Origin of the sequence: Serratia sp. SM04 (assembly GCF_040280225.1) — a bacterium.
In the GTDB taxonomy this organism is placed as follows: Bacteria; Pseudomonadota; Gammaproteobacteria; order Enterobacterales; family Enterobacteriaceae; genus Serratia; species Serratia sarumanii.
This window is the reverse complement of the sequence record NZ_JBEOQT010000021.1, coordinates 80,329-101,837: the sequence shown is the minus strand read 5'-3', so window position 1 is coordinate 101,837 and position 21,509 is coordinate 80,329. Positions and strand designations below refer to the sequence as shown.

Here is a 21,509-nt window from a genome sequence, read left to right as displayed (position 1 = left end):
TTAAAGTCAATTTTTACCGGGTAGGCACAAGGCGTGAAGGGGCAAATTTATGTTTTATATCAATTTTCCCACTGCGGCAAAAACCAATTATTTTTGTAAATTTTCAAAATTAATTGCATAAGACGCAGCGGCAAGAAATGAAAAGCGGGTTTCGCTGCGCGAGCCGACACGGTAAGCTATAGCCCATGAATTGCTAAAGAAAACAAAGGAGAGCGTTTATGGCCACCTCCCTCACCTGGCATGACGTGATCGGCAAAGAGAAAGAGCAACCCTATTTTGTTGAAACGCTCGCCTTTGTTGCCGCTGAACGCCAGGCCGGTAAGACCATTTATCCACCGCAGAAGGACGTGTTCAACGCTTTCCGCTATACCGAGCTGGCGGACGTCAAAGTCGTCATCCTCGGCCAGGATCCCTACCACGGCCCCAATCAGGCGCACGGCCTCTCTTTCTCGGTGCGCCCCGGCGTGCCGGCGCCGCCGTCGCTGGTGAACATGTATAAAGAGCTGGCGACTGATATTCCCGGTTTCGAACGCCCGGATCATGGCTATCTGCAAAGCTGGGCCGAACAGGGGGTGCTGCTGCTCAACACCGTGCTGACGGTGGAAGGCGGCCGCGCGCACTCGCACGCCAACCTGGGCTGGGAAACCTTTACCGATAAAGTGATCGCCGCCCTGAACGAGAACCGCCAAGGCGTGGTGTTCCTGCTGTGGGGCTCGCACGCGCAGAAGAAAGGCAACTTTATCGACCGCAACCGCCACCATGTGCTGAAGGCACCGCACCCGTCGCCGCTCTCCGCCCACCGCGGCTTCCTCGGCTGCCGCCACTTCTCGCAGGCCAATCAGCTGCTGGAGCAGCAAGGGCTCACGCCGATCGACTGGATGCCGCGCCTGCCGCAGGCGTAGTCCAGAGACAAAAAAGGCACCCTCGGGTGCCTTTCTTTATGCCGTTGCCGGGGCGATTACTCCTTGGCTTTGGAGACCGCAACCATCGCAGGGCGCAGCAGGCGGCCGTTCAGCGTATAGCCTTTCTGCATCACCATCATCACGTGGTTCGGCTGATGATCGGCGGATTCCATCATGCTCATCGCCTGATGCACTTCCGGGTTGAACGGCACGTTGACGTCGCCGACGATCTCGATGCCGTACTTACGCACCACGTCCAGCAGCGATTTCAGCGTCAGCTCGATGCCTTCGATCATCGCGGCCAGTTCCGGATTGTTTTTATCCGCCAGATCCAGCGCGCGCTCCAGGTTGTCGATCACCGGCAGCAGATCGCCGGAGAATTTCTCCAGGGCGAACTTGTGCGCTTTCTCGACGTCCAGTTCGGCGCGGCGGCGGATGTTCTCCGCTTCGGCTTTGGCGCGCAGCAGGCTGTCGCGCTCGTGCTGCTGAGCTTCCGCCAGTTGGGCTTCCAGTTCGGCGATACGCGCATCGCGCAGATCGACGCCTTCCGCCGCTTCCGGCAGCGTATCCTCGTGGTGAGCGTGTTGTTCCATTTCTTCCGAGACTTGCTCGTTTGGCGTCTTCTGTTCTTTACTACTCATGAATATCTCCGCGTTTTAGCATTAATCTCGCAACTTGGCTTATTATGGGGATCAAAACCGGGGTTTCAAGTCAACCGGTCACAATGTGGGGCATAAACGGCTCCCGGTGAGGAAAATCACAACAAATGAATAAAAAATTCGCCTGTATTGGCATTGTTGGCCACCCGCGTCACCCTTCAGCGCTGGCAACCCACGAGATGCTGTTCCACTGGCTGGTCGCCCGCGGCTATTCGGTGATGGTCGAACGCCAGATCGCCCATGATTTAGGGCTGAAAGACGCCGTGACCGGCAGCCTGGCGGATATCGGCCAGCGCGCCGACCTGGCGGTGGTGGTCGGCGGCGACGGCAACATGCTCGGCGCCGCGCGCGTGCTGGCGCGCTACGACATCAAGGTGATCGGGGTCAACCGCGGCAACCTCGGCTTCCTCACCGATCTCGATCCCGACAACGCCCTGCAGCAGCTGGCGGACGTGCTGGAAGGCGAGTACATCGACGAACAGCGTTTCCTGCTGGAAACCATCGTGCATAAAGAGCACCAGCAGTGCCGCATCAGCACCGCCATCAACGAAGTGGTGCTACACCCCGGCAAAGTGGCGCACATGATCGAATTCGAGGTGTACATCGACGATCGCTTCGCCTTCTCGCAGCGTTCCGACGGCCTGATCATCGCCACGCCGACCGGCTCCACCGCCTACTCGCTCTCCGCCGGCGGGCCGATCCTCACCCCGTCGCTGGAGGCGATCGCGCTGGTGCCGATGTTCCCGCATACCCTCTCCGCCCGGCCGCTGGTGATCAACGGCGACAGCACCATCCGCCTGAAGTTTTCGCAGATCGGCAGCGATCTGGAGATCAGCTGCGACAGCCAGATCGCGCTGCCGATCCAGGAAGGCGAAGAAGTGCTGATCCGCCGCAGCGATTTCCACCTGAACCTGATTCACCCAAAGGACTACAGCTATTTCAACACGTTAAGCACCAAACTGGGCTGGTCGAAAAAATTGTTCTAAAATCTGCGCCGGCCACTTTACTGTATATAAAACCAGTTTATACTGTATGAAACTACAGTTATGTGTTTATACACAGGAAGGTTCCCATGCTGGCGCAATTAACCATCAGCAACTTTGCTATCGTTCGTGAGTTGGAAATCGATTTTCAACCGGGTATGACGGCGATCACCGGTGAAACCGGCGCCGGCAAATCCATCGCCATCGATGCGCTGGGGCTGTGCCTCGGCAACCGCGCCGACGGCAACGTGGTGCGCCTGGGAGCCGCCCGCGCCGACATCTGCGCCCGTTTCTCGCTGGCGGACACCCCGTCCGCGCGCGAGTGGCTGGAACAGAACCAGCTGGACGACAGCAACGAATGCCTGCTGCGCCGGGTGATCAACGCCGACGGCCGTTCGCGCGGCTTTATCAACGGCACCGCCGTGCCGCTGTCGCAGCTGCGCGAGCTGGGGCAGCGCCTGATCCAAATCCACGGCCAACACGCCCATCAGCTGCTGCTAAAACCGGAGCACCAAAAAGCGCTGCTCGACGCCTACGCCGACGAACCCGCCCTGCTGGCGGCGATGAGCCAGGCCTACCAACGCTGGCACCAGAGCTGTCGCGAGCTGGCGCATCATCAGCAGCAGTCCATCGAGCGCGAAGCGCGCAAGCAGCTGCTGCAATACCAATTGAAAGAGCTGAACGAATTCGCGCCGCAGGCCGGCGAGTTCGAACAGACCGACGCCGAGTACAAGCGCCTGGCCAACAGCGGCCAGCTGCTGACCCTCAGCCAGCAGGCGCTGCAGCTGCTGGCCGACAGCGACGAGAACAACATGCTCAGCCAGCTATACAGCGCCAAGCACCTGCTGCTCGAGCTGGCCGGGCTGGACGACAAACTCAGCGGCCTGCTGGACATGCTGGAAGAGGCCTCTATCCAGATCAGCGAAGCCAGCGACGAGCTGCGCCACTACGCCGATCGCATGGATCTCGATCCCAACCGCCTGCACGAGCTGGAACAGCGCCTGTCGCGCCAAATCAGCCTGGCGCGCAAACACCAGGTTGCGCCGGAAGAGCTGCCGCAGCTGCATCAGCAGTTGCTGGATGAACAGCAGCTGCTGTCGCAGCAGGAAAGCGACCATGAGCACCTGAACGAGGCGGTCACCCTGCATCACCAGCAGGCGCTGGCGCTGGCGGAACAGCTGCACCAGAAACGCCTGCATTACGCCGCCGAGCTAACCACGCTCATCACCGACAGCATGCAGGCGCTCTCCATGCCGCACGGCAAGTTCAACATCGACGTGCGTTTCGAGCCGCAGCATCTGAGCGCTGAAGGAGCCAGCCGCACCGAGTTCTGCGTCTCCACCAACCCGGGGCAGCCGCTGCAGCCACTGGCGAAAGTCGCCTCCGGCGGTGAGCTGTCACGCATCGCGCTGGCGATTCAGGTGATCACCGCCCGCAAGATGGAAACCCCGGCGCTGATCTTCGATGAGGTGGACGTGGGTATCAGCGGCCCGACCGCCGCCATCGTCGGCCGCCTGCTGCGCCAGCTCGGCGAATCCACCCAGGTGATGTGCGTGACCCACCTGCCGCAGGTGGCCGGATGCGGGCATCAACACCTGTTCGTCAGCAAGCAGACCGACGGCACGGTCACCGAAACCCAGATGGCGCCGCTGGATAAACGCGCCCGGCTGCAGGAGCTGGCGCGCCTGCTCGGCGGCAGTGAAGTCACCCGCAATACGTTGGCGAACGCCAAAGAACTGCTGGCGGCATAAAAAAGCTCAACTTTTTCACTTTCCTGCGGTCTGACAGTGACGCTGTTGACCCGAAAGATATCTAAAGTGCGGCGCGGCGGCGATCCTAAGCCTCCTCAACGGCCTGAAACAGGCCAAGCGCTTGAGGTGCTGAAAGAAAGCCAACGCGTCGCAACTTGAAAGATGAAGGGTATAAAGGTTTCCAACTGCCGCAAGGTCTATTATCATCGGCATCCTATGCCCTAAAGGAATGTGATTACTATGCGCTGTAAAACGCTGACTGCCGCCGCTGTAGTTCTTGTGATGCTGACTGCAGGCTGTTCTACTTTTGAAAAGGTGGTTTATCGTCCTGACATCAACCAGGGGAACTACCTGACGTCGACCGACGTGGCGAAAATTCAGAAAGGGATGACCCAGCAACAGGTCGCTTACACATTGGGCACCCCAATGCTGCAAGACCCGTTCGGGACTCAGACGTGGTTCTATGTGTTCCGCCAGCAGCCTGGCCATGAAGACATCACCCAGCAGACGCTGACGCTGACCTTCGACAGCGCAGGCGTGTTGACCGACATCCAGAACAAACCGGCGCTGACCAAGTAATCGTCGCCGCCCGCTCTTCCGGCCCATGAGGGGGCATGGTGTTCCTCATGACAGTCACAGGCTGCAACGCGGAAGAGAAAATCAGTTTCAGATAAAAAATAAGGCGCTTATAGCGCCTTATTTTTTTGCCTTTTCTGCCCGTTGCCGGCGCAGCTCTTTCGGATCGGCTATCAGCGGCCGGTAGATCTCCACCCGGTCGCCGTCGTTCAGCGTATCGCCCAGCTTGGCCGGGCGGCTGTAGATGCCGATTTTGTTGCTCTTGAGATCGATATCCTGGCGCAGCTCCAGCAGGCCCGAAGCCTGGATCGCTTGCTCAACGCTGCTGCCCTCGGCCAGCTTCACTTTGCGCAGGTACTGGCGCTCCGGCAAGGCGTACACCACCTCGACCTGGATGTCAGACACTGTAGACCTCTTTCGCCCGCTGGGTGAATGCCTGCACCATGTTGCCCGCCAGCTCTTTGAACACCTTGCCGAACGCCAGCTCAATCAGTTTGTTGGTGAACTCGAAGTCCAGGTGCAGCTCCACCTTGCAGGCCTCTTCGCTCAGCGGCGTGAACTGCCAACCGCCCATCAGCTTGCGGAACGGGCCATCGACCAGCTGCATATTGATGCTCTGGTTATCCAGCAGCGTATTGCGCGTGGTGAAGGTCTTGCTGATACCGGCCTTGGCGACGTCCACCGCGGCGGTCATTTCGTTAGAGGTAGCGTTAAGCACCCGGCTGCCGGTGCAACCTGGCAGAAAATCGGGATAAGAATGAACATCGTTAACCAACTGATACATCTGCTCGGCGCTGAAGGGCACTAATGCAGACCGACTGATCTGGGGCATATCATTTCCTGTGAGACATAAAACGTACAGATAATACCATTTATCTGGCGGCAAACAAAAAATCTGCTAAGGGATGGGGGCGCCAAAAATGCGAAAAATTGCGCAGGTGCTGAACGGGAAAGGATTTCTTTCGCTGAAGCATCCAGTATAATGAACACACTATGACAAAGAAAAAAGCACACAAACCCGGTTCCGCCACCATTGCTCAAAACAAGCGCGCACGTTTCGAATACTTCATTGAAGAAGAGTTCGAGGCGGGCCTGTCGCTGCAAGGGTGGGAAGTTAAATCGCTGCGTGCAGGCAAAGCCAACCTCAGCGACAGCTACGTGACGTTCCGTGACGGTGAAGCCTATCTGTTTGGCGCCACCATCACCCCGCTCAACGTGGCTTCGTCGCATGTGGTGTGCGATCCGACGCGTACCCGTAAACTGCTGCTGAAACGACGCGAGCTGGATACCCTGCTCGGCCGCGTCAACCGCGACGGTTACACGGTGGTGGCCTTGTCCCTGTATTGGAAAAATGCCTGGAGCAAGATCAAGATCGGCGTAGCCAAAGGCAAGAAAGAGCACGACAAACGCGATGACATCAAAGATCGCGAATGGCAGACGGCGAAAGCCCGTATCATGAAGCACGCCAATCGTTAAGCCGCTGGCTTATCGAAGTAAACTTCTGGTATACTGCACAAAGTTACTTGGGGCTGATTCTGGATTCGACGGGATTTGCGAAGCCCTAGGAGCATGCCGAGGGGCGGTTGGCCTCGTAAAAAGCCGCAAAAAAATAGTCGCAAACGACGAAAACTACGCTTTAGCAGCTTAATACCCTGCTTAGAGCCCTCTCTCCCTAGCCTCCGCTCTTAGGACGGGGATCAAGAGAGGTCAAACCCAAAAGAGATCGCGTGGATGTCCTGCCTGGGGCTGAAGCGTTAAACTCAATCAGGCTAGTCTGTCAGTAGCGTGTCCATCCGCAGCTGGCCGGCGAATGTAAAGATTGGACTAAGCATGTAGTGCCGACGGTGTAGTAATTTCGGACGGGGGTTCAAATCCCCCCAGCTCCACCAAATAAAACAAGGGGTTACGTGAAAGCGTGGCCCCTTTTTTTTACAAGTGGCGGCAAAATGGCGACAAACAGTTAAACCTGATGGGGGGTCATATGGAAAAGCAAATTCCTCAGCCAATCATTTCTGTAGTAGCTGAGTACATTTCTGATAAAGAAACTCATGCGACTTTGGACAGTCTATTTGCTTACGCTGACGCTCCAGGTGAACCACCTGATGGCTCGAAAGCAGCCAAATCACTCGCATGGCTAAGACGTATCAATAAAGAGAGTGACAAGCCTTTGCAGATTTTAGGAAAGCTTCTTGAAGGTTATATGGAGGCTGAATTAAAACCCAATCCTTATTATGATTGGGATAAGGCTCCGGCAATTTTTGTAGAAAAGATGAATACTTTATTAGGGAAATATGGCCTCAGGTATTTAACTGGTGGGCATATTACTGATGGATCATCTATTACATCCATTTCCCTGCAAGAAGCTATTAAGAAGAGAAATCTTCCTGCTGTAGAAATGGAGTTTTCAAGAGCACTAGAAAACTTACATTCCAATCCGCGCGAGGCCGTTTCTGCTGCTTGTAACATAATTGAATCCACTTTTAAAATTTATATTGCGGACGAAGGTTTAAATCCACCGGCTAAACAAGATTTGCAAGGGTTATGGAAGGTTGTCCGTGACTCATTAGGTATGGATGCAAAATCAATAGAAGATGAAGATCTAAAGAGAATATTAAGTGGCCTGTACTCAATAACTGATGGCATAGGAGCGTTAAGAACACATGCAAGCTCGGCGCATGGCGCAGGTCGTAAAATTTACACTTTGAAACCGCGACATGCTAGATTAGCGATAAACTCTGCTCATACATTGACTATGTTTATAATTGAGTCATGGGAAGAAAAGAAATCCACATGTCATAAACCTGAATAAGAACGAAAAGTGATGAAAGAGAAAGCAAAAATTATTATCAAAGTAATAATAATAATATTAATCTCATCTATTATTTTCCTGAGTGGTTATGCAGCTTATAAAGATACTAATGCTAGCAACATAGCCACACTAATTGGTGCACTAGTTGCTCTGCTAACCCACGAAAAGTGGCCATTTTTTAACAGACCAAAGACGGCAGAAAAATTTATTAGTAGTCGAGAGGAAGTTCACGACAAGAAAATAATATTAGAGATAATGCAAATGCTCCCGTTAGAGGACACAAAATATTGCCTTGAGTACGCACATACTAATGGCGCTCCTCTCGAATTTCTAAGAAAACTTGATAGAATTGAAAGCGCATACCTTTCTGTGGAAAAGAAAATATACAACCCGGCAGTTGAAGAAAAAAAGAAAATTTTCATCTCTGCGGTGAAGGATTTTAATATTCAAGCTGCACATTTTCTAGGGTTGCAGGAAAATCCTGGCGGTAACGTATGTTTGCCTCCTTACCATTGGAAGAATTACAAAGGCGAATCAGAGGATCGTTACTACTCTTTGCAAGAAAAAGTACGTGACTCTGCTTATAACGCCGTTGATAGATATACGGAATTTTTAGATTCTGTACATACCTCAAAAATTCTGCTCGCGACAGATTGAGCATTTCAGTTTCAGCAAAGCGGTTGTATAGCCACCAAACCCTTGCCGGGCCTGGCCCGGCACGTTCTTGCGACTTTTCCGCGCGATCCATTCCAAACGATCCGCGATCCACGTAATTCATATTTATTTCATATTTTTCAATGCATTGCACTTTACACCCATAGCGCAGCGTGATCCGAAAACTGAAAAACACTGAAATTCTTTTCAATCTTTTCAGTTTGGGATTGCTCATAAAGCCCCAGGCGTGGCGCGGCCCGGCGGGGTGTTTTGTAGAAAATCAGAACTGAAAAAATTTCCTGATCCAAATTGCGCAGGCGGGTGCGGTGTAGTGCCCTTTTCGTGGGCAAGATGTTTATTTCGTGGGGTTTCTGCCGCACTGGCGGCACGCTGCTGCGGTGATCGAATTTATTCGCGTGGGATTGTCGCCGGGCTGGAAAGCGGCTCAGAATGGCGCACAGGCGGCCAGATTGCGGGCATGAAAAAGCCCGCGTGGGCGGGCTGGTATTTCCTGGTGTTGGCTTTCTTGTTTGTTTAGTTTCTACACGATTACGTGTTCAAATGATAATTGGTTGTGTAGATCAATTATCTGCTTTTGATCGAGTGGAGCGATCAATAAATAATATTGTCCAAATATCAAATTTAAGCTAAGTCTGTAACCTCAACCATTCCATAAATATTGTGTTTGGCTACGCGAATTTTCAAGTGAGATAAGCCAGGATTTTTCCCAACCAACTCCAAAACAGTAGCCTTGTCATTCTCGCTTATAGCATACCCTAACACTATAGATTCAAATGCATCAAATGGTATCCTTTTTAAATTCACCTCAAAATAACTTCCGAAAACATTTGATTGTTCATCAGGCAATTCAGATGCAAACTCCGGTTGAATTAGCGGCCCACGACTCTCTTCACAAAAAATTAAAGGACAGAGAATTCTAGCTTCATCTTCATAGTCCCATTTTTCATCTTTAGAGTATAATAGTCGCTCTGTAAAATCCTCAATATCAATACCATTCCCATTGAGGGTTTGCATCAAACCAATTGGATCATTAAAATTTTCTGCATAGAATTTTTTTAGTGGGGCACCATTCATCCTCATCATACCTTTGTAATATGTAAGAGATGCCCTTTTATCTTTAGAATAGCTAACTTCTTTGGCTGGAAACTGCTTAAAAAAATGATGTTCTTCATTAAAAGTTACTGCTAGTCCCTGCCCATTCGAAGCATAATGTGTCCACATAAGCTCATTTACATCAGACTTTGATAAAGATAGAACCCCTAGATGACAGCTCAATGCCTCAACCAGAAACGCATTAACTTTTTCTGCAACCATAGTCAATTGAGCAAGGTCATATTCATCCATTGATTTGAAGCCTTCTAGATGTAACATATGCGGAAAAGTTTCACCATATCTTAAGCCGCATGGTTTCAAGAAGATATTTTCCAACTCTTCAATTGACGGGACATAGGAAGGATTAATTTGAACTTTATCATGTTCTTTCTTTGCCCATGCATAATCAGCTGGTGAAAACCTATTAAAATATGGCCATAACCTAGCCTCGCTCCCTTGGTCATTTAGGTATTTAGGCTGAGTTATTCTAAATAAACCATTTGATATAAAATCAACTCTTGGTGAAAAACGCTGCATTTTTTCATTAAAAAACAAGCCATAATACTTTACCAGCATCGCCCCTCCAAAAGATGAACATAGACACAACCAATTAAATCCCTTACTATTTTCACATAACTATAAATTAAAAAATCGTTATGCATGAAAACTTTAGTTTTCGCCATTAAGTTTAGCTTACCCCCGAAAGAATGATAGGCCAAGAGGAGTTCAGTTAAGCTAAGCTAAGCTATTTTGTGTTTAGTTAGTCCAATCACGGGCGCGTATTTGTCTTTCAGCTGGCTAGACTTCGTGCCGGCGGCGCTGATTGCCTGCGCGTTCTGCGGTGCCCCGGTGTTGCTGTGGGTATGGGCGGCAGTCTGCTGCGCCAGCTCCTGCACCACCTCTAGCGTTTCCAGCATCAAGGCCATCACGTTGATTTGCTGGCTCCCCACCCATACCACCGGGGCGATCACTTCCTGGCGCGCTGCCGCTATGCTGCTGCGGATTTTGCCGATTTTCTCCATCAGGCTTCCGGCCACCGCCGTGGTGGCATCGCCGCCCACGCTGGCCACTGCGTTGGCCTGCGTCGCTACGCTGTAATCGCCCTCTGCGATGTGCTGCACCGCACCGGCCAACAAGGTGGATGTGCCTAGCACCGTGGTTTTATCGTTAGCCTGCACGGTTGTGCCCCTGGCCACCACGGTGCGCGTTTCCTCATCGGCCTGGATTTCCCTGGTCATGGAATTTTCACGGATCGCCTGGTCGGTTTTCCGCTCCCAATCCCCCGCCTGGGTAACCCGTTGGGAAACTTCCTCCCGCTGCTGCTGTAGCTGCTCGCCGGGCTTCACATCCGGCAGCGTGTTGCCCTGGGCCAGCGTCTGCCGGATAAACGGCTTATCAGGCCGCCCATCAGTAAAAGCCACCTCAACCAGCGTTCCCACCGGCGGAAACTGGAACATCCCCGAATCCTGGCCCGCCATAGGCACCGGCAGCGGCACCGCCGGATAAATAGGCGTGTTTTTTGCCGGCTGGCCGTCGGCGTCCAACAGCTGCAAATCCACGGCGTAGCGGGGCCGGAACGGATCGGCCAGGTCACCACTGGTCACCGCCTCCGCGTGGGCTTCTACCCTGGCGAATTTTGGCAGATGCAGCCCCGCCGACAACTCCGGGTAAGCCGCATCAATCTGGCGCTGCGCCGGCGTCATGGCCACGGCCTTGCCCGTCAGCGGGTTTACCGCCAGCCAGGTGATCGTGGTGTCGTCGTTTTCCAGGCGAACACTCGACAGCCGGCGGCCATTGACGACCACACCAGGGCGCAGCGCCTGCACCATTGGCAATGTCATGCTGTTGCCGCCGGCGCGCGCCTGGCTAAACTCGGCGGGAATATCCACCGGCTTGCCGGCAAACATGGAATGCGCCCAGCTCCCCAGAAACACGCCGCCATCCGGCAACGGTTGCCAAACGTAATCAGGCACGCCAAACGCGGCCCCCAGATTGGCCAACAGCTGATAACCTGTCCCGCTATGGGTGAAATGGGGGATCGGCGTGTCCAGGTAATCCGCCTGCGTCGGCAGCGCGATCGTAATTCCGCTGTTTTCCTCCAACCAGCTGGCCACCTGGCGCAACGTCGGGTGCTGGAACGAACACGGCCACAACCTTTCGAACACGCCCGCCAGCTCTCGCACAAACAACCGCTGAAAACCGTTCTCTGCCGGCTGCGCGCGCTCCACATACCCGGTGAACCAACGCAAAATGCTATCCGTATAGCCGGCATCTAGGCGCACCAGCTTGCCTGTATAGTCCGTTTCGGTCTGCGCGGTGATAAACCCGCGCCCGCAGCCGTTCAACTCCAGCACCAGGTTAAGATCAACCAGCGGCACCGCATCCCCGGACAACATCAGACGCTTAATCGGTTTCATTCGCCCCCCACCACGCCGGCCAACGCATCATCCGCCGGCTTCAAAACGCGGCGCTCAAACCAACTCAATTTCTGTTCGTCCTCTGCCGCTGCGCCCTTCCCGTTTACCTGGCCATTCGCGCCAGGCGCCTGTTTTTTGGCGGCGGTTTTGCTGCCCTCCCGCGCGTCTTTCTTTTCCGGCACGCTCAAATGCTCGCGCATCGTGAATGTCACCAGCCAGGCTTGCTTGCCGTCCTGTTTCGGCGCGTCAATCGAACCGGTGAACGTCGCCAGCCTAAAGTTAATGGCCTGGGCGGTATGGTTGGCCACACGGTAGCGTTTCAACTTGCCGCCCTCCGTGGCCTCCGCCAGGGCAAACAGGCGCGTTAACACCTTGGCTTCACTGAACGGGATCATGCCGGAAATGCGCAGTTCCTTGGGCTTTATGCCCTGCTCGGCGTTCGCCGTGCTCGAGGTCTGCCCGGATTGGTCTTTATCCTGAAACTGCATCATCGGCGTCACCATGATCCCTTTAAGCGGGATAGCTTCACCATTAAGCGCCAGCGTGACTATCGTCATGGATCATCGCCTCCAACTGCTCTAAATCCTTGCCTACGAACAACACCGCCAGGGTAAAAACTGCATCCTGGCGAGGAACATCCTTTTTCATCGCCGCGCCTACGCTGGCGGCGGCCCCCTTCGCCGTAAACACCCACGCCGGCGCGCTTTTTCCCTGTAATGCCGTCATGGCATCGCTCACCATCGCCAGGGCGGATTGGCGAGCCTCGGCAAAGCCGGCCAAAGCCGACTTCAAACCGCCAATACTCGCCCCAAGCGCCGCGCCCGCCTTGGCTTCTGCGATACGCTGCGCATTCAGCGCCAGGCGGTGCGCACTGGTCGAAAGCACCGCCGCCGCCGGCAAGCCGCCGCCCATATTCCCAGGCAGTTGCATTCGGGTAACGGCCTGCGTGGCCGCCGTCTGCGCCATGCGCTGTACCTGGTTTAACGCCGGCAGCGGCAGCACCCCCGACAACGACGCAACCAACGGCATAAACTCGGCGTGTGAGTTGGCGCAGATCATAAACACGGTGGCGGTGATTTCGGCCCCCTGGCCGGCCAGCTTGCCCGCCAGGTAATCCACGGCATTGGTCGGGCTGAGGTAACTACCAGATGCCTCTTGCCGCCCTACGCCATAAACCCACGGATGCGCCGGCACCATCGAGCACGTCAGCGCCTGCATATCACCAGGCATCCGCAAAACAGCCTTACGCCACACTCGGCACCTCCGGCCAGGTGATTTTGTCCGCGTGTTCCACATCGATGCGATTGAGCAAAACCCGATATTTCTTCCAGGCCAGCAACGCCGCTTTCTCTGCTTCTGACGCAATCCCCAAATCATCCGCATCCTGTAAGGGGGCGATCGCCTTGCCTGCCTTTTCCAGTAGCAGCCCTTTTTTCCAGTTGGCTGCTGCGGTCTGCGTTTCCTTTGCTGGAGCGGGAATATCAACCCAGCACGGCAAGCCGCGCTTATTTGCGCCGCGCTCTTTTCCTTCCGGGCCTTGCATACAATATTTTTCCCACACCTGATCGCTAACGGGCTTTACATCCTCCGGCCAATTACCGTTTGCCTCATAGCTTTCTTTATCTTCGTAAACATAGAAAGCCTTGGTCGTTGCGCTAAATCCATAGCTCATCGTTACACCCCCACCGATTGCCAAAACACGACCTGTTCTTGACCATCCATCATTGCATTAAACCCGTTGTTATCCAGATCCCGCCCCTGGATATTGACCCGACTATCGCCGAACCAATTCCCGTTGGAACTGGCCAACGTCAGTTGCACACCGAAGCACTCCCGCGCATAAGCGCGTGGGAAACCGACACGGTTTACATAGTCCACTCGGTTAACCACCCCGCCTTGAATAATGAACCCCGTCACCTCATCCTTGTACCACCAGGCATTGCGGCCGCCGGCAACAGCTGAACGGCTGTTTACATAGTCAATAGTTGCCCTGGCCCCAACATCACGGTTGTACGTCCCCCAATCAACGCGGCCGTTAAAGTTCTGGTTCAACCAGTTGCTGAGATAACCGCCCCAGATAGAGCCACTGATATTGCCATCAACCTGATAGGCGGCTCCGCCTGCATACAAATTACCGGGGGCCACAAACTGCTTAGTGTTCGGATCAAACCGCCAGATAGCCTCTGCGTTGTTATCCCCCCGCACATGAATGCAGGGCTTAGCAAAGCTGCCTGCCCCATCCATCAGATAGCCAAAACTTACAGCTGTTGGGTAACCCTGCCCCTTTCGGGTGCTTTTGCCTTTGACCAACGGGACATAGCGGCCACCCTCGACAACATCCCAATTGTAATTTTCCTGATAGAAAGGGGCTTTGGTGTCGAGTTGCGAGGAAAACGCGCCGCTCCCTTCTGGAGGTGCGCCCGTTGGCGTTGACAGATATTTCGCCGTAATTTCGGCACTGCTCGTCAACGTTCCCGAAAGCTGGCCGCCTTTCCTGGTTAGATAGCTTTCCCAGCCGGTGAATCCGCCGTTCACATCCGTTGCAACATAGAACTTGTTCGCGCTGCCGTGGGCGATAAACAGATAGTGGATAAATTTCCCGTTACCGGAGGCCGTGCTTAAATTGGTGCCGTTGGTAGTCACATACAGCGTTCCCCACGCAACAGGCGTCCACGAGCTATTTTCCACGCTCCATACGCCTGGAGACGTCGGCTTTTCTGCCCCGGTAAGCACACGGGCAACCCCCATCCGCGCAGCAAAGTTATTGCTGTGGTCGGCGGCCTTCACATCGCTAATGGTCGGTTTGTAGTCCGTGGTGTACACCCGCGCCCACTCAGTAGAGCCAGGGCTATCTTTCCGCATGGATCGCAGGTAGAAAGAGCGGTCACCCGACCCCACCAAAAATTGCACGTTGCGAAACTCGTTTGCCTTGCCGGTAAACAAAACTCCCATGCCACCCGGCACCGGATACCCCTTATGGGTGGACTCGGCCAACGATTCAACGGTGAACCCGTTTGCGCGATTCACATCGCCATCCGCATTCCCCGTAGACCCATCGGGAAACACAATGCGCGGCACCGTCAGCGGCCCGATCATGGTGTCGCCGGCCTGTTTCACAAAACGCCCGTCTGCCTCGGTCTTGTTCCAGGCGTTCACATCCGACGCCAACAAGTTAACGTCACCGGTCAGCGGCTTACCGTTCACACGGATAGAGCGCAGGGCATATTTCTGCGCCGCCTGGGCATCGGTCAGCGCGCCAACATCCGCCGCCGTGGGCTTATTCGCCGGCGAGTAAACGCGGGCGTTACCATCCCACACGGATGCGCCAGTGATCCGCCCCTTGGCCGAGAATGACCCAGTGCGCACGTTCAAAAACGCCGTGCGCCCCTGGATCCCTTCCCCTTTGCAGGCGTTGAAAAAGCCCAGGCCATACCAACTTTTCACATCCACATTGCAGGTTTCATAGCTGGCCCCATCCCCGTTCCCAGGGAAAAGCCCGCCCGGCTTAGAACTCCAGCTATTTGCCACCGTCACGCCGCCGGATGCCTGGATTTCCTTCTTGAACTCGCCGCCCTGCGTGGCCGATACCGCGTCCACATCCTGCGCTTTGGGCTTAAATTTCGTGGTGTAAACCTGATACCAATCAACCCCGTTAGCCGGGATGTTTGAACTACCAAAAAAAGCGTTACCGTTATTTTGCACAGCCAGGTAACCCCCTGACGGGCCACCGTCGCACGGCAGACTCAAGACGCCATAAACCTGATTACCGGGGGCGTTTTTCGAGGCGTTGTTTAGCCGGTAGATTTCGCCCTGGTTACAGTAAGCATCATCACGATGCCGGGCGCCCATACCCAGACCAAACGCCCCGACCTCCATCACATTGCCACCCTCCACGCCCACGTTGCGCGTGGCAGCGGTGCCCAGGCCCAAACTCCCCCGGCTTTTCGCCTTATCCTTGAGGGAGGCCAAGTTATCATCCTTGCGCAAGTAGGCATCATTGCCGGCCTGGTCTGACAGGGAACCTTGCGGGCGTAGGTCGGTAATGTTGCCGGCGGCGTCGATACTGGCCACCGCAAACACATAGTGCTTAAAGCCGGCGTTATCCGTGTAATCCGCCGCAGTCGCCGCAACGGTAAATTTCACCGCCGCCGCCCACTGGCTTACCACGTTGCCCTGTAAACTCACATCGGCCCACACCTTGATAGGCTTGGCCGTCACGGTAATATTTTGGTTGGCCGCCAGCACCGCGCGCAACCCGCCCACATAGCCGGTGCCCGCCGTCACGAAATACTGCGCGCCGGCCTTGGCCACCAGGAACCCATTGCCAAAGAACGCGCCGGCACCGTAGTGATCGCGGTTAATCAGGCGCTGCATCTCATCGATACCGCCCAGGCGCGCGGTAAAGTCGATCTGCCAGGTTTCCGCCGGCGTAGTGATCGCCGTCTCGCTGGCCGCGCCGTCATACTCCATCACAAAGGAGCGGGTGATCGCGTTGCCCTGCTGGCCGGCATGGTTGGCCACCTTGCGTTGCGTCGGCGCATGAACAATCATCGCCACCGTATTGCTGGCTTTGTTCACCAGGCCAATCCAGTTGAAGTCAAAATCGCCAGATTCGGGTACATCGGTGCCCAGGGTGACCGAATACACCACGGCGTTGTTGTTCACGACGCCGGTTTTGTTCACTGCCTGGCGGTGCACAATCTGGCCCGCCGGCGGCATCCCTTCTTTACGGTCGATCGGCTTGCCAGCATCAAGGCCCGGCACGTTGGCGAAAACGAACTCGTCCAGCACCACGCGGGAACCGTTCACGGCTTCTTTTGCTTTCCATTGCTCAAAGGCAAAGGTGATCGCGGATTGTGACATGTTGATTATCCTTTCAGTGTTGCGCTCGCCACGGTGGCGGAATGTTGGTTATTGATACTGGCCACCGCGCTGGCGGCGCTGTAAGTCACGTATTCACATCCCGCCCAGCCAGCGCGTAATTGCAGGACAGAATTGTTAATCACTTCAAATCGATAGCGGCGACAGGTGCGGCCATACTGCCGAATAACCTGCATCAGCAGATCGGGATTACTGGCCACCTGGCCATCAGTCACGCGGACGCTGATCACGTCCCAATCTATGCCCGGCTGGCGCTCCAGGATTTCCACATAACCCACGCCCAGGCGCTCAAAAATGGCGATAAAGCCAGCCACCGATCCCGCATCGCGGGCGTTGATAAAGGCGTACTGCACGCGCTTGCGGAACAGCTCCAGCGGTTCCCCGTTGAAGCGGGTAATGTCGCGCTGGTACGCCAGCACCTGGAGCAACGGCACCGCACAGGTGGCCGCATCCAGCTGTTTCAGCGGCCAGGTCAGCCAGCCATACACCCACAACCAGAAATGGCGGCTGGCGCGCAGCAGCTTGGCCGGCTCCCCGCGATTCATCCAAGACGGCAACAGCATCCCCGCCAGGCGTTCTTTAAAATCAGGCATCGGCAACCTCCAGTTTCAAGGTTTTCAAACGCGGCACGTTCAGCTCGCTAACAATATCGCCCAGGGAAAACGCGATAGATTCCAGCTCGGGGAAAGCGCGGTGTAACTCCCTGGCCAGGTTCGAAAACGAGAAGCGCGCATAAGGCCAGGTTTTCTTTACGTCGTACTCGGCGTTTTGCCGGAACGCGCAGCGGATCAGGGTTTCGCTGTTTCGCGTCAGCGCGGCCAACGCATCCGCCGTAAAGTTGGCTTTGTTCTCCACAAACAGCGTCACTGCCAGATTGTGTTGGGTTTCAGGCATGGCGAAACACTGCATATCATCGCCGTGGCCGTGATTCCCCTTGTTGGTGATGTAGTCATTGACCGCGTTAATAAACGGCTGCGAGGCCACGCCGGAATCCAGCAGCAGATAGGCATTTGCCGTTCCTGGCCCGCGCGGGGCGTCGTGCTGGAAAAAAATTCGGTCGATACTCAGCCCGGCGACGCTGGCGATCATGCTGCGGTAAACCGCATCCGTGTGATAGTTGCCCGCCAGGTTGTATTGGTTGCGCGCCCTGTCCCGTAAATCGTCGTCGGATTCCTGGTCAGCGCCGGGGGCCAGTAACCAACCCTCCTCATTTTCCACCCGCACAATGCCCGGCACCGCCTGGGGCAAAATCCGGTAGTAACCGGGGGCCAGGTTATGCGCGCCGCCTGGCTCGGTCGCTTTCACCGGCACCAGCCCGCCGGCGGTGCCGGCGGCCAACGTGGTTTCCTTCACCACCGCCACGCTGTAAACATGGCCATTAAGCCGCTCGGTTTGCACCACCGTGCCGGCGGGGATCGTGACCATGACACTGGCGTTTTCCTTGTCGAACCGAAAAACGCCCTCGGCTGCCGTCGCCGGCTTGCGCTTCACGTTGACGCCCCAGGCGAACATTTCCAGCCAGGTGCCGCCGGCGGTGGCCAAATACATGTTGGCCATGACGACCGACACCAGAACATCCTTTAACCAAATCACCGGGGCGGTAATAATCGCCTGGATAAGTCGCCAAAACGGTGACATTTTGGACGTATTGGTAATTAACCCTTCGGCGGTCACCAGCTCGTTAAATTTGGAATTAACTTGCTCCGTGGTAATGGGCATTCCGCTTTCTGTTAAGGCTTTCTCGTAATCAACCTGCGGTTTCATTGTCATAATTAACGCTGGCCTCCACTTTGCCGAAATCATAAGTTTCTGCGGTCACCCAAAGCCGTTTTAACGTTTCCTCGTTAATCACGACCGTGCCCGGAATAATTCGTGTATCGTCTTCCAGCAACAACACCATTTGCATAATGACGTCAGCGCGAAGCGTTGGACTTCTTTCCGCCACTAATTGCGTGACCAATCCACTTTCTAAAATGGCATGGACACAATCTTGCCCAATGCTTACCCGGTTATGACATAACACCGGCTCCCGGCCTGTATTTAGCGAGAAATCGCCATTTTCAATTAGCAGGTCTATATAAAGGGGTTCGCTCATTAACTTAATTCCTGCCATTCCATTAGCTGCTCGGGCGTCATACCCTGCTTAACGTTAATATGGACATTCTCAATATTTTTGCGGTTGTCGGTAATGGTTCGGGAATTATTGTTAATTTCCTTATTAATCCCACCGGGGCCAATTCCTTTTAACCTGCCGCCGCTTAGCAACTTATCCGACGCGGGCGGTGGCGGCGCGCTTTTCTCGGTCTGCACCTGGGCCAGCACCTGCACCTGCTGCGCCGGGGGCTGCGGCACCTTCACCACCGGCACCGCCGGCGCGGGCGTCGCCGCCGTTCCCTGCATCGCCCTGGGCACCACGATAGGATCGCTCACATCCTCAATCAGCGTTTTGCGTGCCCCCGCCGCCGGCATCAGCGCCGGCGCAGGTTGTGGCACAGCCACCGGGGCCACTGCCGCAGCCTGGGCCGCTGCCGGCAATGCGCTGCTACCCTCCAACGTAGCCAGGCCAGTGGGCAACGCGCCCGCATCAATCGCCGGCACCGTCACCGGCGGCATGTTTACCATTCCCTGGGGTTCAGTCACCGTCGGCACCACATCCACATGCATGGGGTCAATACTGACGCCCGGCAACATGTTGATTTTGTCGATGATCCAGTTGTAGGTGTCGGCAAACGCAGACCGGAACACGCCCCACAGCTTGGTAAATACGCCCGATACCACACGGCCAATCGTCATAAATGATTCAATCGGCGAGGACGGATCAAACGCGGCCACCACGTCCAGCCAGCCTTGCTTAACGATGCCGAACGCATCGAACAAGTGCCCGACCGTCTTGATCACCAGCTCAATCGGCGACAGCAGCAAGCCGATCGCGCCGGCAACGATCTGGCCACACAGCTGGCCGGCCGTGGTGACGGCTTGCAGCTCCGCCGCCGTGCTCTGGACAGGGGTTAGCAGGTTAACGAACCAGCCAAACAGCGTCTTAATCGCATCCCATACCCCAGCCGCCGCCCGCTTCACCAGGTCAAACGCGCCGGCAAAGGGTGACAGCGCGCCGGCGGCCTCTTTAAAGCCGGCAATAAACCCGGACACAAACGCCTTAATCGGCTTCCAGAACATCCACACCGCCGCCACCACGGCACCGATAGCGGCCACCAACAGCGCGATCGGCCAGCTCATCAGCAGGAACGACACCGCACCGGTGCGGGCGGCAATCGACGCCGCCAGCAGGCCCGCACGCAGCATCACCAGACCACGGTTAAACACCGCCGTGGCCGCGCCGCCGGCCAGCATGGCCAGGCGATTGAGGCCCAGCAATTTGGCCACCGGCCCCAGCAGGTTGCGTAACCCCAGCATCAGGAACATGTGGACGCCGATCGCCAGGTTAGCTATCGCCCCCGCCGCCGCCAGGCTCAGGAACGCCAGCACCGCCAGGCCAATGGCCCGCGCCAGGTTGGGGAACAGCTTCAACCAGCGCACCAGGGTTTGCCCCGCGTCCGCCATTTTGTTAATCAGCGGATAGAGCACCGGCAACAGCGTTAACCCCATCGCCGCCCGGATGGAATACCAGATCGCGGTAAGCCGTTCCCACGGATTGGCCATGCGCTCCGCCATTTCCGTGGCGCGCTTCATCCCGTCATTGCTGCCCAGCTCGGTAATGTGCCGTTTCAGCAGATCCACATTGCCGTAAAGCTGCTTAATCAGTACCGACGAATCGCCAAAAGCATCATCCAGCGCGGCTTGCGCCTTGAGGTTCCCCTCTATGCTTTTGCCGTAGCGCGCCTGTAATTTCTCCAGCATTTCCGGCAAGCTGGCCATGCCGCCCGCCGCGTTAACAAAGCTCATCCCCAGCTTTTTGGCCCCGTCCTGGGCCGTCTGGTAAAACGACTCGTAAACGCTGCTGGCTTCCGATCCTAACGTGCGCTCAAGTTGCCCCATCACGGCTAACTGCTCATCAATGCCGACGCCGTAATTTGCCCCCACGCCCCTGGCGCCCTCCATCAGGTCAGAGATCGCCCCCATGTTGGTGCCAAAGGCTTTGACCATGTAGGCCGTTTTGCCGGCGAGTTGCTCGGCGAAATTCACGCGGCCCATCTTCTCGGCGTAGCTGCTGAATTTGTTGTACATGCTGCCCATGTACTCCGCCGCCTCTGCGCCGCTGGCTTTCGTGGCCGCTGCCAGGGTGTTGGTTGCCACGGCAAACGCCGGCAACTCCTGGTTGGTCAGCAATCCCACCTGGCTGCGGATCGCTTCGGTAGACGTGATAAAGTCCACCGACGACTTGCCATATTTGGCGGCAAAGGCCAGCGCATCGCCCGCCACCTTCTGCAAGGTGCTCTCATCAATCCCTTTCGTGGCCGCCGCGTTCAGCGCGTCGGTGATCTCGATAGCTGGGCCTAACGCGCCCTTAATCGACAACCCAACGCCGACCAACCCGGCACCACCCACGGCAATCTTGCCAAAGGCCGCTTGCGATTTTTCCGCGAAACCGGTAACCGATGCCTGGGCCTGTTTCAGGGGCCGCGTCAGTTTGTCGATCAGGCTCAGGGTAAAATCTAGCTGTTTCATTATTCGCCTTTAAATGCCAAAGAAATGCCGTTTGCGGTGGCCACGCGCATATTTTCCCAATGCCGGTTATCCAGCCAAATGGCGCGGGCTAAGTTCTCAGAGCTATCATTTTCAGCCGGCAAGTAATAACGCCGCAGC

Annotated in this window: 21 protein-coding genes, 1 other RNA gene and 1 pseudogene; 8 read left to right on the top strand and 15 right to left on the bottom strand. The window is 55.7% G+C overall.

Annotation, left to right across the window (positions count from 1 at the left end):
* The first annotated feature begins 218 nt into the window (after positions 1 to 218).
* Positions 219 to 902 (top strand): uracil-DNA glycosylase, encoded by a 684-nt coding sequence (ung, locus tag ABTW55_RS14970; RefSeq protein WP_060423230.1) that lies wholly within the window; start codon positions 219 to 221, stop codon positions 900 to 902.
* Positions 903 to 958: 56 nt separating this feature from the next.
* Here the strand turns inward: ung and grpE are convergent, their stop codons facing one another.
* Positions 959 to 1,543 carry a nucleotide exchange factor GrpE gene (grpE, locus tag ABTW55_RS14965; RefSeq protein ID WP_060423233.1) on the bottom strand — a complete coding sequence of 195 codons (585 nt, stop codon included), beginning with the start codon at positions 1,541 to 1,543 and terminating at the stop codon, positions 959 to 961.
* Positions 1,544 to 1,668: 125 nt separating this feature from the next.
* On the opposite strand from grpE, the gene nadK reads away from it, so the two are divergent.
* The 3 genes from nadK to bamE all read left to right on the top strand — a co-directional run bounded on the left by nadK (position 1,669) and on the right by bamE (position 4,874).
* On the top strand, positions 1,669 to 2,547 hold the full coding sequence (gene nadK, locus ABTW55_RS14960) for an NAD(+) kinase (RefSeq protein WP_019452304.1): 879 nt from the start codon (positions 1,669 to 1,671) through the stop codon (positions 2,545 to 2,547).
* 86 nt (positions 2,548 to 2,633) lie between these two features.
* Complete coding sequence (recN, locus tag ABTW55_RS14955; RefSeq protein WP_033635637.1) at positions 2,634 to 4,295, top strand: DNA repair protein RecN; 1,662 nt, start codon at positions 2,634 to 2,636, stop codon at positions 4,293 to 4,295.
* 240 nt (positions 4,296 to 4,535) lie between these two features.
* The gene (gene bamE / locus ABTW55_RS14950; protein WP_004929101.1) at positions 4,536 to 4,874 is read left to right on the top strand and encodes an outer membrane protein assembly factor BamE; all 339 of its coding nucleotides are present in this window, start codon (positions 4,536 to 4,538) and stop codon (positions 4,872 to 4,874) included.
* A gap of 117 nt (positions 4,875 to 4,991) precedes the next feature.
* On the opposite strand, the gene ABTW55_RS14945 is transcribed toward bamE, so the two are convergent.
* Together ABTW55_RS14945 and ABTW55_RS14940 are read right to left on the bottom strand one after the other, a co-directional pair.
* The gene (locus tag ABTW55_RS14945; protein WP_004929098.1) at positions 4,992 to 5,276 is read right to left on the bottom strand and encodes an RnfH family protein; all 285 of its coding nucleotides are present in this window, start codon (positions 5,274 to 5,276) and stop codon (positions 4,992 to 4,994) included.
* Positions 5,269 to 5,703, bottom strand: a complete 435-nt coding sequence (locus tag ABTW55_RS14940) for a type II toxin-antitoxin system RatA family toxin (RefSeq protein ID WP_033648948.1) — start codon at positions 5,701 to 5,703, stop codon at positions 5,269 to 5,271. The genes ABTW55_RS14945 and ABTW55_RS14940 overlap by 8 nt, the downstream gene beginning before the upstream one ends.
* Before the next feature lie 161 nt (positions 5,704 to 5,864).
* Between ABTW55_RS14940 and smpB the strand changes: the two genes are divergently transcribed.
* The 4 genes from smpB to ABTW55_RS14920 all read left to right on the top strand — a co-directional run bounded on the left by smpB (position 5,865) and on the right by ABTW55_RS14920 (position 8,337).
* Positions 5,865 to 6,347 carry an SsrA-binding protein SmpB gene (smpB, locus tag ABTW55_RS14935; protein ID WP_033654311.1) on the top strand — a complete coding sequence of 161 codons (483 nt, stop codon included), beginning with the start codon at positions 5,865 to 5,867 and terminating at the stop codon, positions 6,345 to 6,347.
* A gap of 49 nt (positions 6,348 to 6,396) precedes the next feature.
* Positions 6,397 to 6,760: a transfer-messenger RNA gene (ssrA, locus tag ABTW55_RS14930) on the top strand.
* Between the two features lie 92 nt (positions 6,761 to 6,852).
* The gene (locus tag ABTW55_RS14925; protein WP_072265055.1) at positions 6,853 to 7,680 is read left to right on the top strand and encodes an abortive infection family protein; all 828 of its coding nucleotides are present in this window, start codon (positions 6,853 to 6,855) and stop codon (positions 7,678 to 7,680) included.
* 12 nt (positions 7,681 to 7,692) lie between these two features.
* Entirely contained in the window at positions 7,693 to 8,337 is a 645-nt protein-coding gene (locus ABTW55_RS14920; protein WP_060423239.1) for a hypothetical protein, read from the top strand.
* Between the two features lie 639 nt (positions 8,338 to 8,976).
* On the opposite strand, the gene ABTW55_RS14915 is transcribed toward ABTW55_RS14920, so the two are convergent.
* The 12 genes and pseudogenes from ABTW55_RS14915 to ABTW55_RS25190 form a co-directional block, all read right to left on the bottom strand.
* Complete coding sequence (locus ABTW55_RS14915) at positions 8,977 to 10,023, bottom strand: DUF2971 domain-containing protein (protein WP_072265052.1); 1,047 nt, start codon at positions 10,021 to 10,023, stop codon at positions 8,977 to 8,979.
* A gap of 164 nt (positions 10,024 to 10,187) precedes the next feature.
* Positions 10,188 to 11,864 (bottom strand): hypothetical protein, encoded by a 1,677-nt coding sequence (locus ABTW55_RS14910; RefSeq protein ID WP_060423242.1) that lies wholly within the window; start codon positions 11,862 to 11,864, stop codon positions 10,188 to 10,190.
* Positions 11,861 to 12,421 carry a hypothetical protein gene (locus ABTW55_RS14905; RefSeq protein ID WP_060423245.1) on the bottom strand — a complete coding sequence of 187 codons (561 nt, stop codon included), beginning with the start codon at positions 12,419 to 12,421 and terminating at the stop codon, positions 11,861 to 11,863. Before ABTW55_RS14905 ends, ABTW55_RS14910 begins: the two co-directional genes overlap by 4 nt.
* Positions 12,396 to 13,094, bottom strand: a complete 699-nt coding sequence (locus ABTW55_RS14900) for a hypothetical protein (RefSeq protein ID WP_230199961.1) — start codon at positions 13,092 to 13,094, stop codon at positions 12,396 to 12,398. Before ABTW55_RS14900 ends, ABTW55_RS14905 begins: the two co-directional genes overlap by 26 nt.
* Before the next feature lie 13 nt (positions 13,095 to 13,107).
* Positions 13,108 to 13,536 (bottom strand): tail fiber assembly protein, encoded by a 429-nt coding sequence (locus ABTW55_RS14895; protein ID WP_060423251.1) that lies wholly within the window; start codon positions 13,534 to 13,536, stop codon positions 13,108 to 13,110.
* Positions 13,537 to 13,538: 2 nt separating this feature from the next.
* Complete coding sequence (locus ABTW55_RS14890) at positions 13,539 to 15,713, bottom strand: tail fiber protein (protein WP_230199963.1); 2,175 nt, start codon at positions 15,711 to 15,713, stop codon at positions 13,539 to 13,541.
* A 57-nt stretch (positions 15,714 to 15,770) separates the two neighbouring features.
* Positions 15,771 to 16,727: pseudogene (locus ABTW55_RS14885) on the bottom strand (phage tail protein); the annotation flags it as partial.
* A 5-nt stretch (positions 16,728 to 16,732) separates the two neighbouring features.
* A complete protein-coding gene (locus tag ABTW55_RS14880; protein WP_060423254.1) occupies positions 16,733 to 17,338 on the bottom strand; it encodes a phage tail protein in 606 nt (201 codons plus the stop codon).
* Positions 17,331 to 18,515, bottom strand: a complete 1,185-nt coding sequence (locus tag ABTW55_RS14875; protein WP_060423256.1) for a baseplate J/gp47 family protein — start codon at positions 18,513 to 18,515, stop codon at positions 17,331 to 17,333. The genes ABTW55_RS14880 and ABTW55_RS14875 overlap by 8 nt, the downstream gene beginning before the upstream one ends.
* Positions 18,493 to 18,840 carry a DUF2590 family protein gene (locus ABTW55_RS14870; RefSeq protein WP_060423259.1) on the bottom strand — a complete coding sequence of 116 codons (348 nt, stop codon included), beginning with the start codon at positions 18,838 to 18,840 and terminating at the stop codon, positions 18,493 to 18,495. The genes ABTW55_RS14875 and ABTW55_RS14870 overlap by 23 nt, the downstream gene beginning before the upstream one ends.
* Entirely contained in the window at positions 18,840 to 21,371 is a 2,532-nt protein-coding gene (locus ABTW55_RS14865) for a phage tail tape measure protein (RefSeq protein ID WP_060423262.1), read from the bottom strand. Before ABTW55_RS14865 ends, ABTW55_RS14870 begins: the two co-directional genes overlap by 1 nt.
* Entirely contained in the window at positions 21,371 to 21,508 is a 138-nt protein-coding gene (locus ABTW55_RS25190) for a DUF6890 family protein (RefSeq protein WP_370878274.1), read from the bottom strand. The genes ABTW55_RS14865 and ABTW55_RS25190 overlap by 1 nt, the downstream gene beginning before the upstream one ends.
* Position 21,509: the final 1 nt, after the last annotated feature.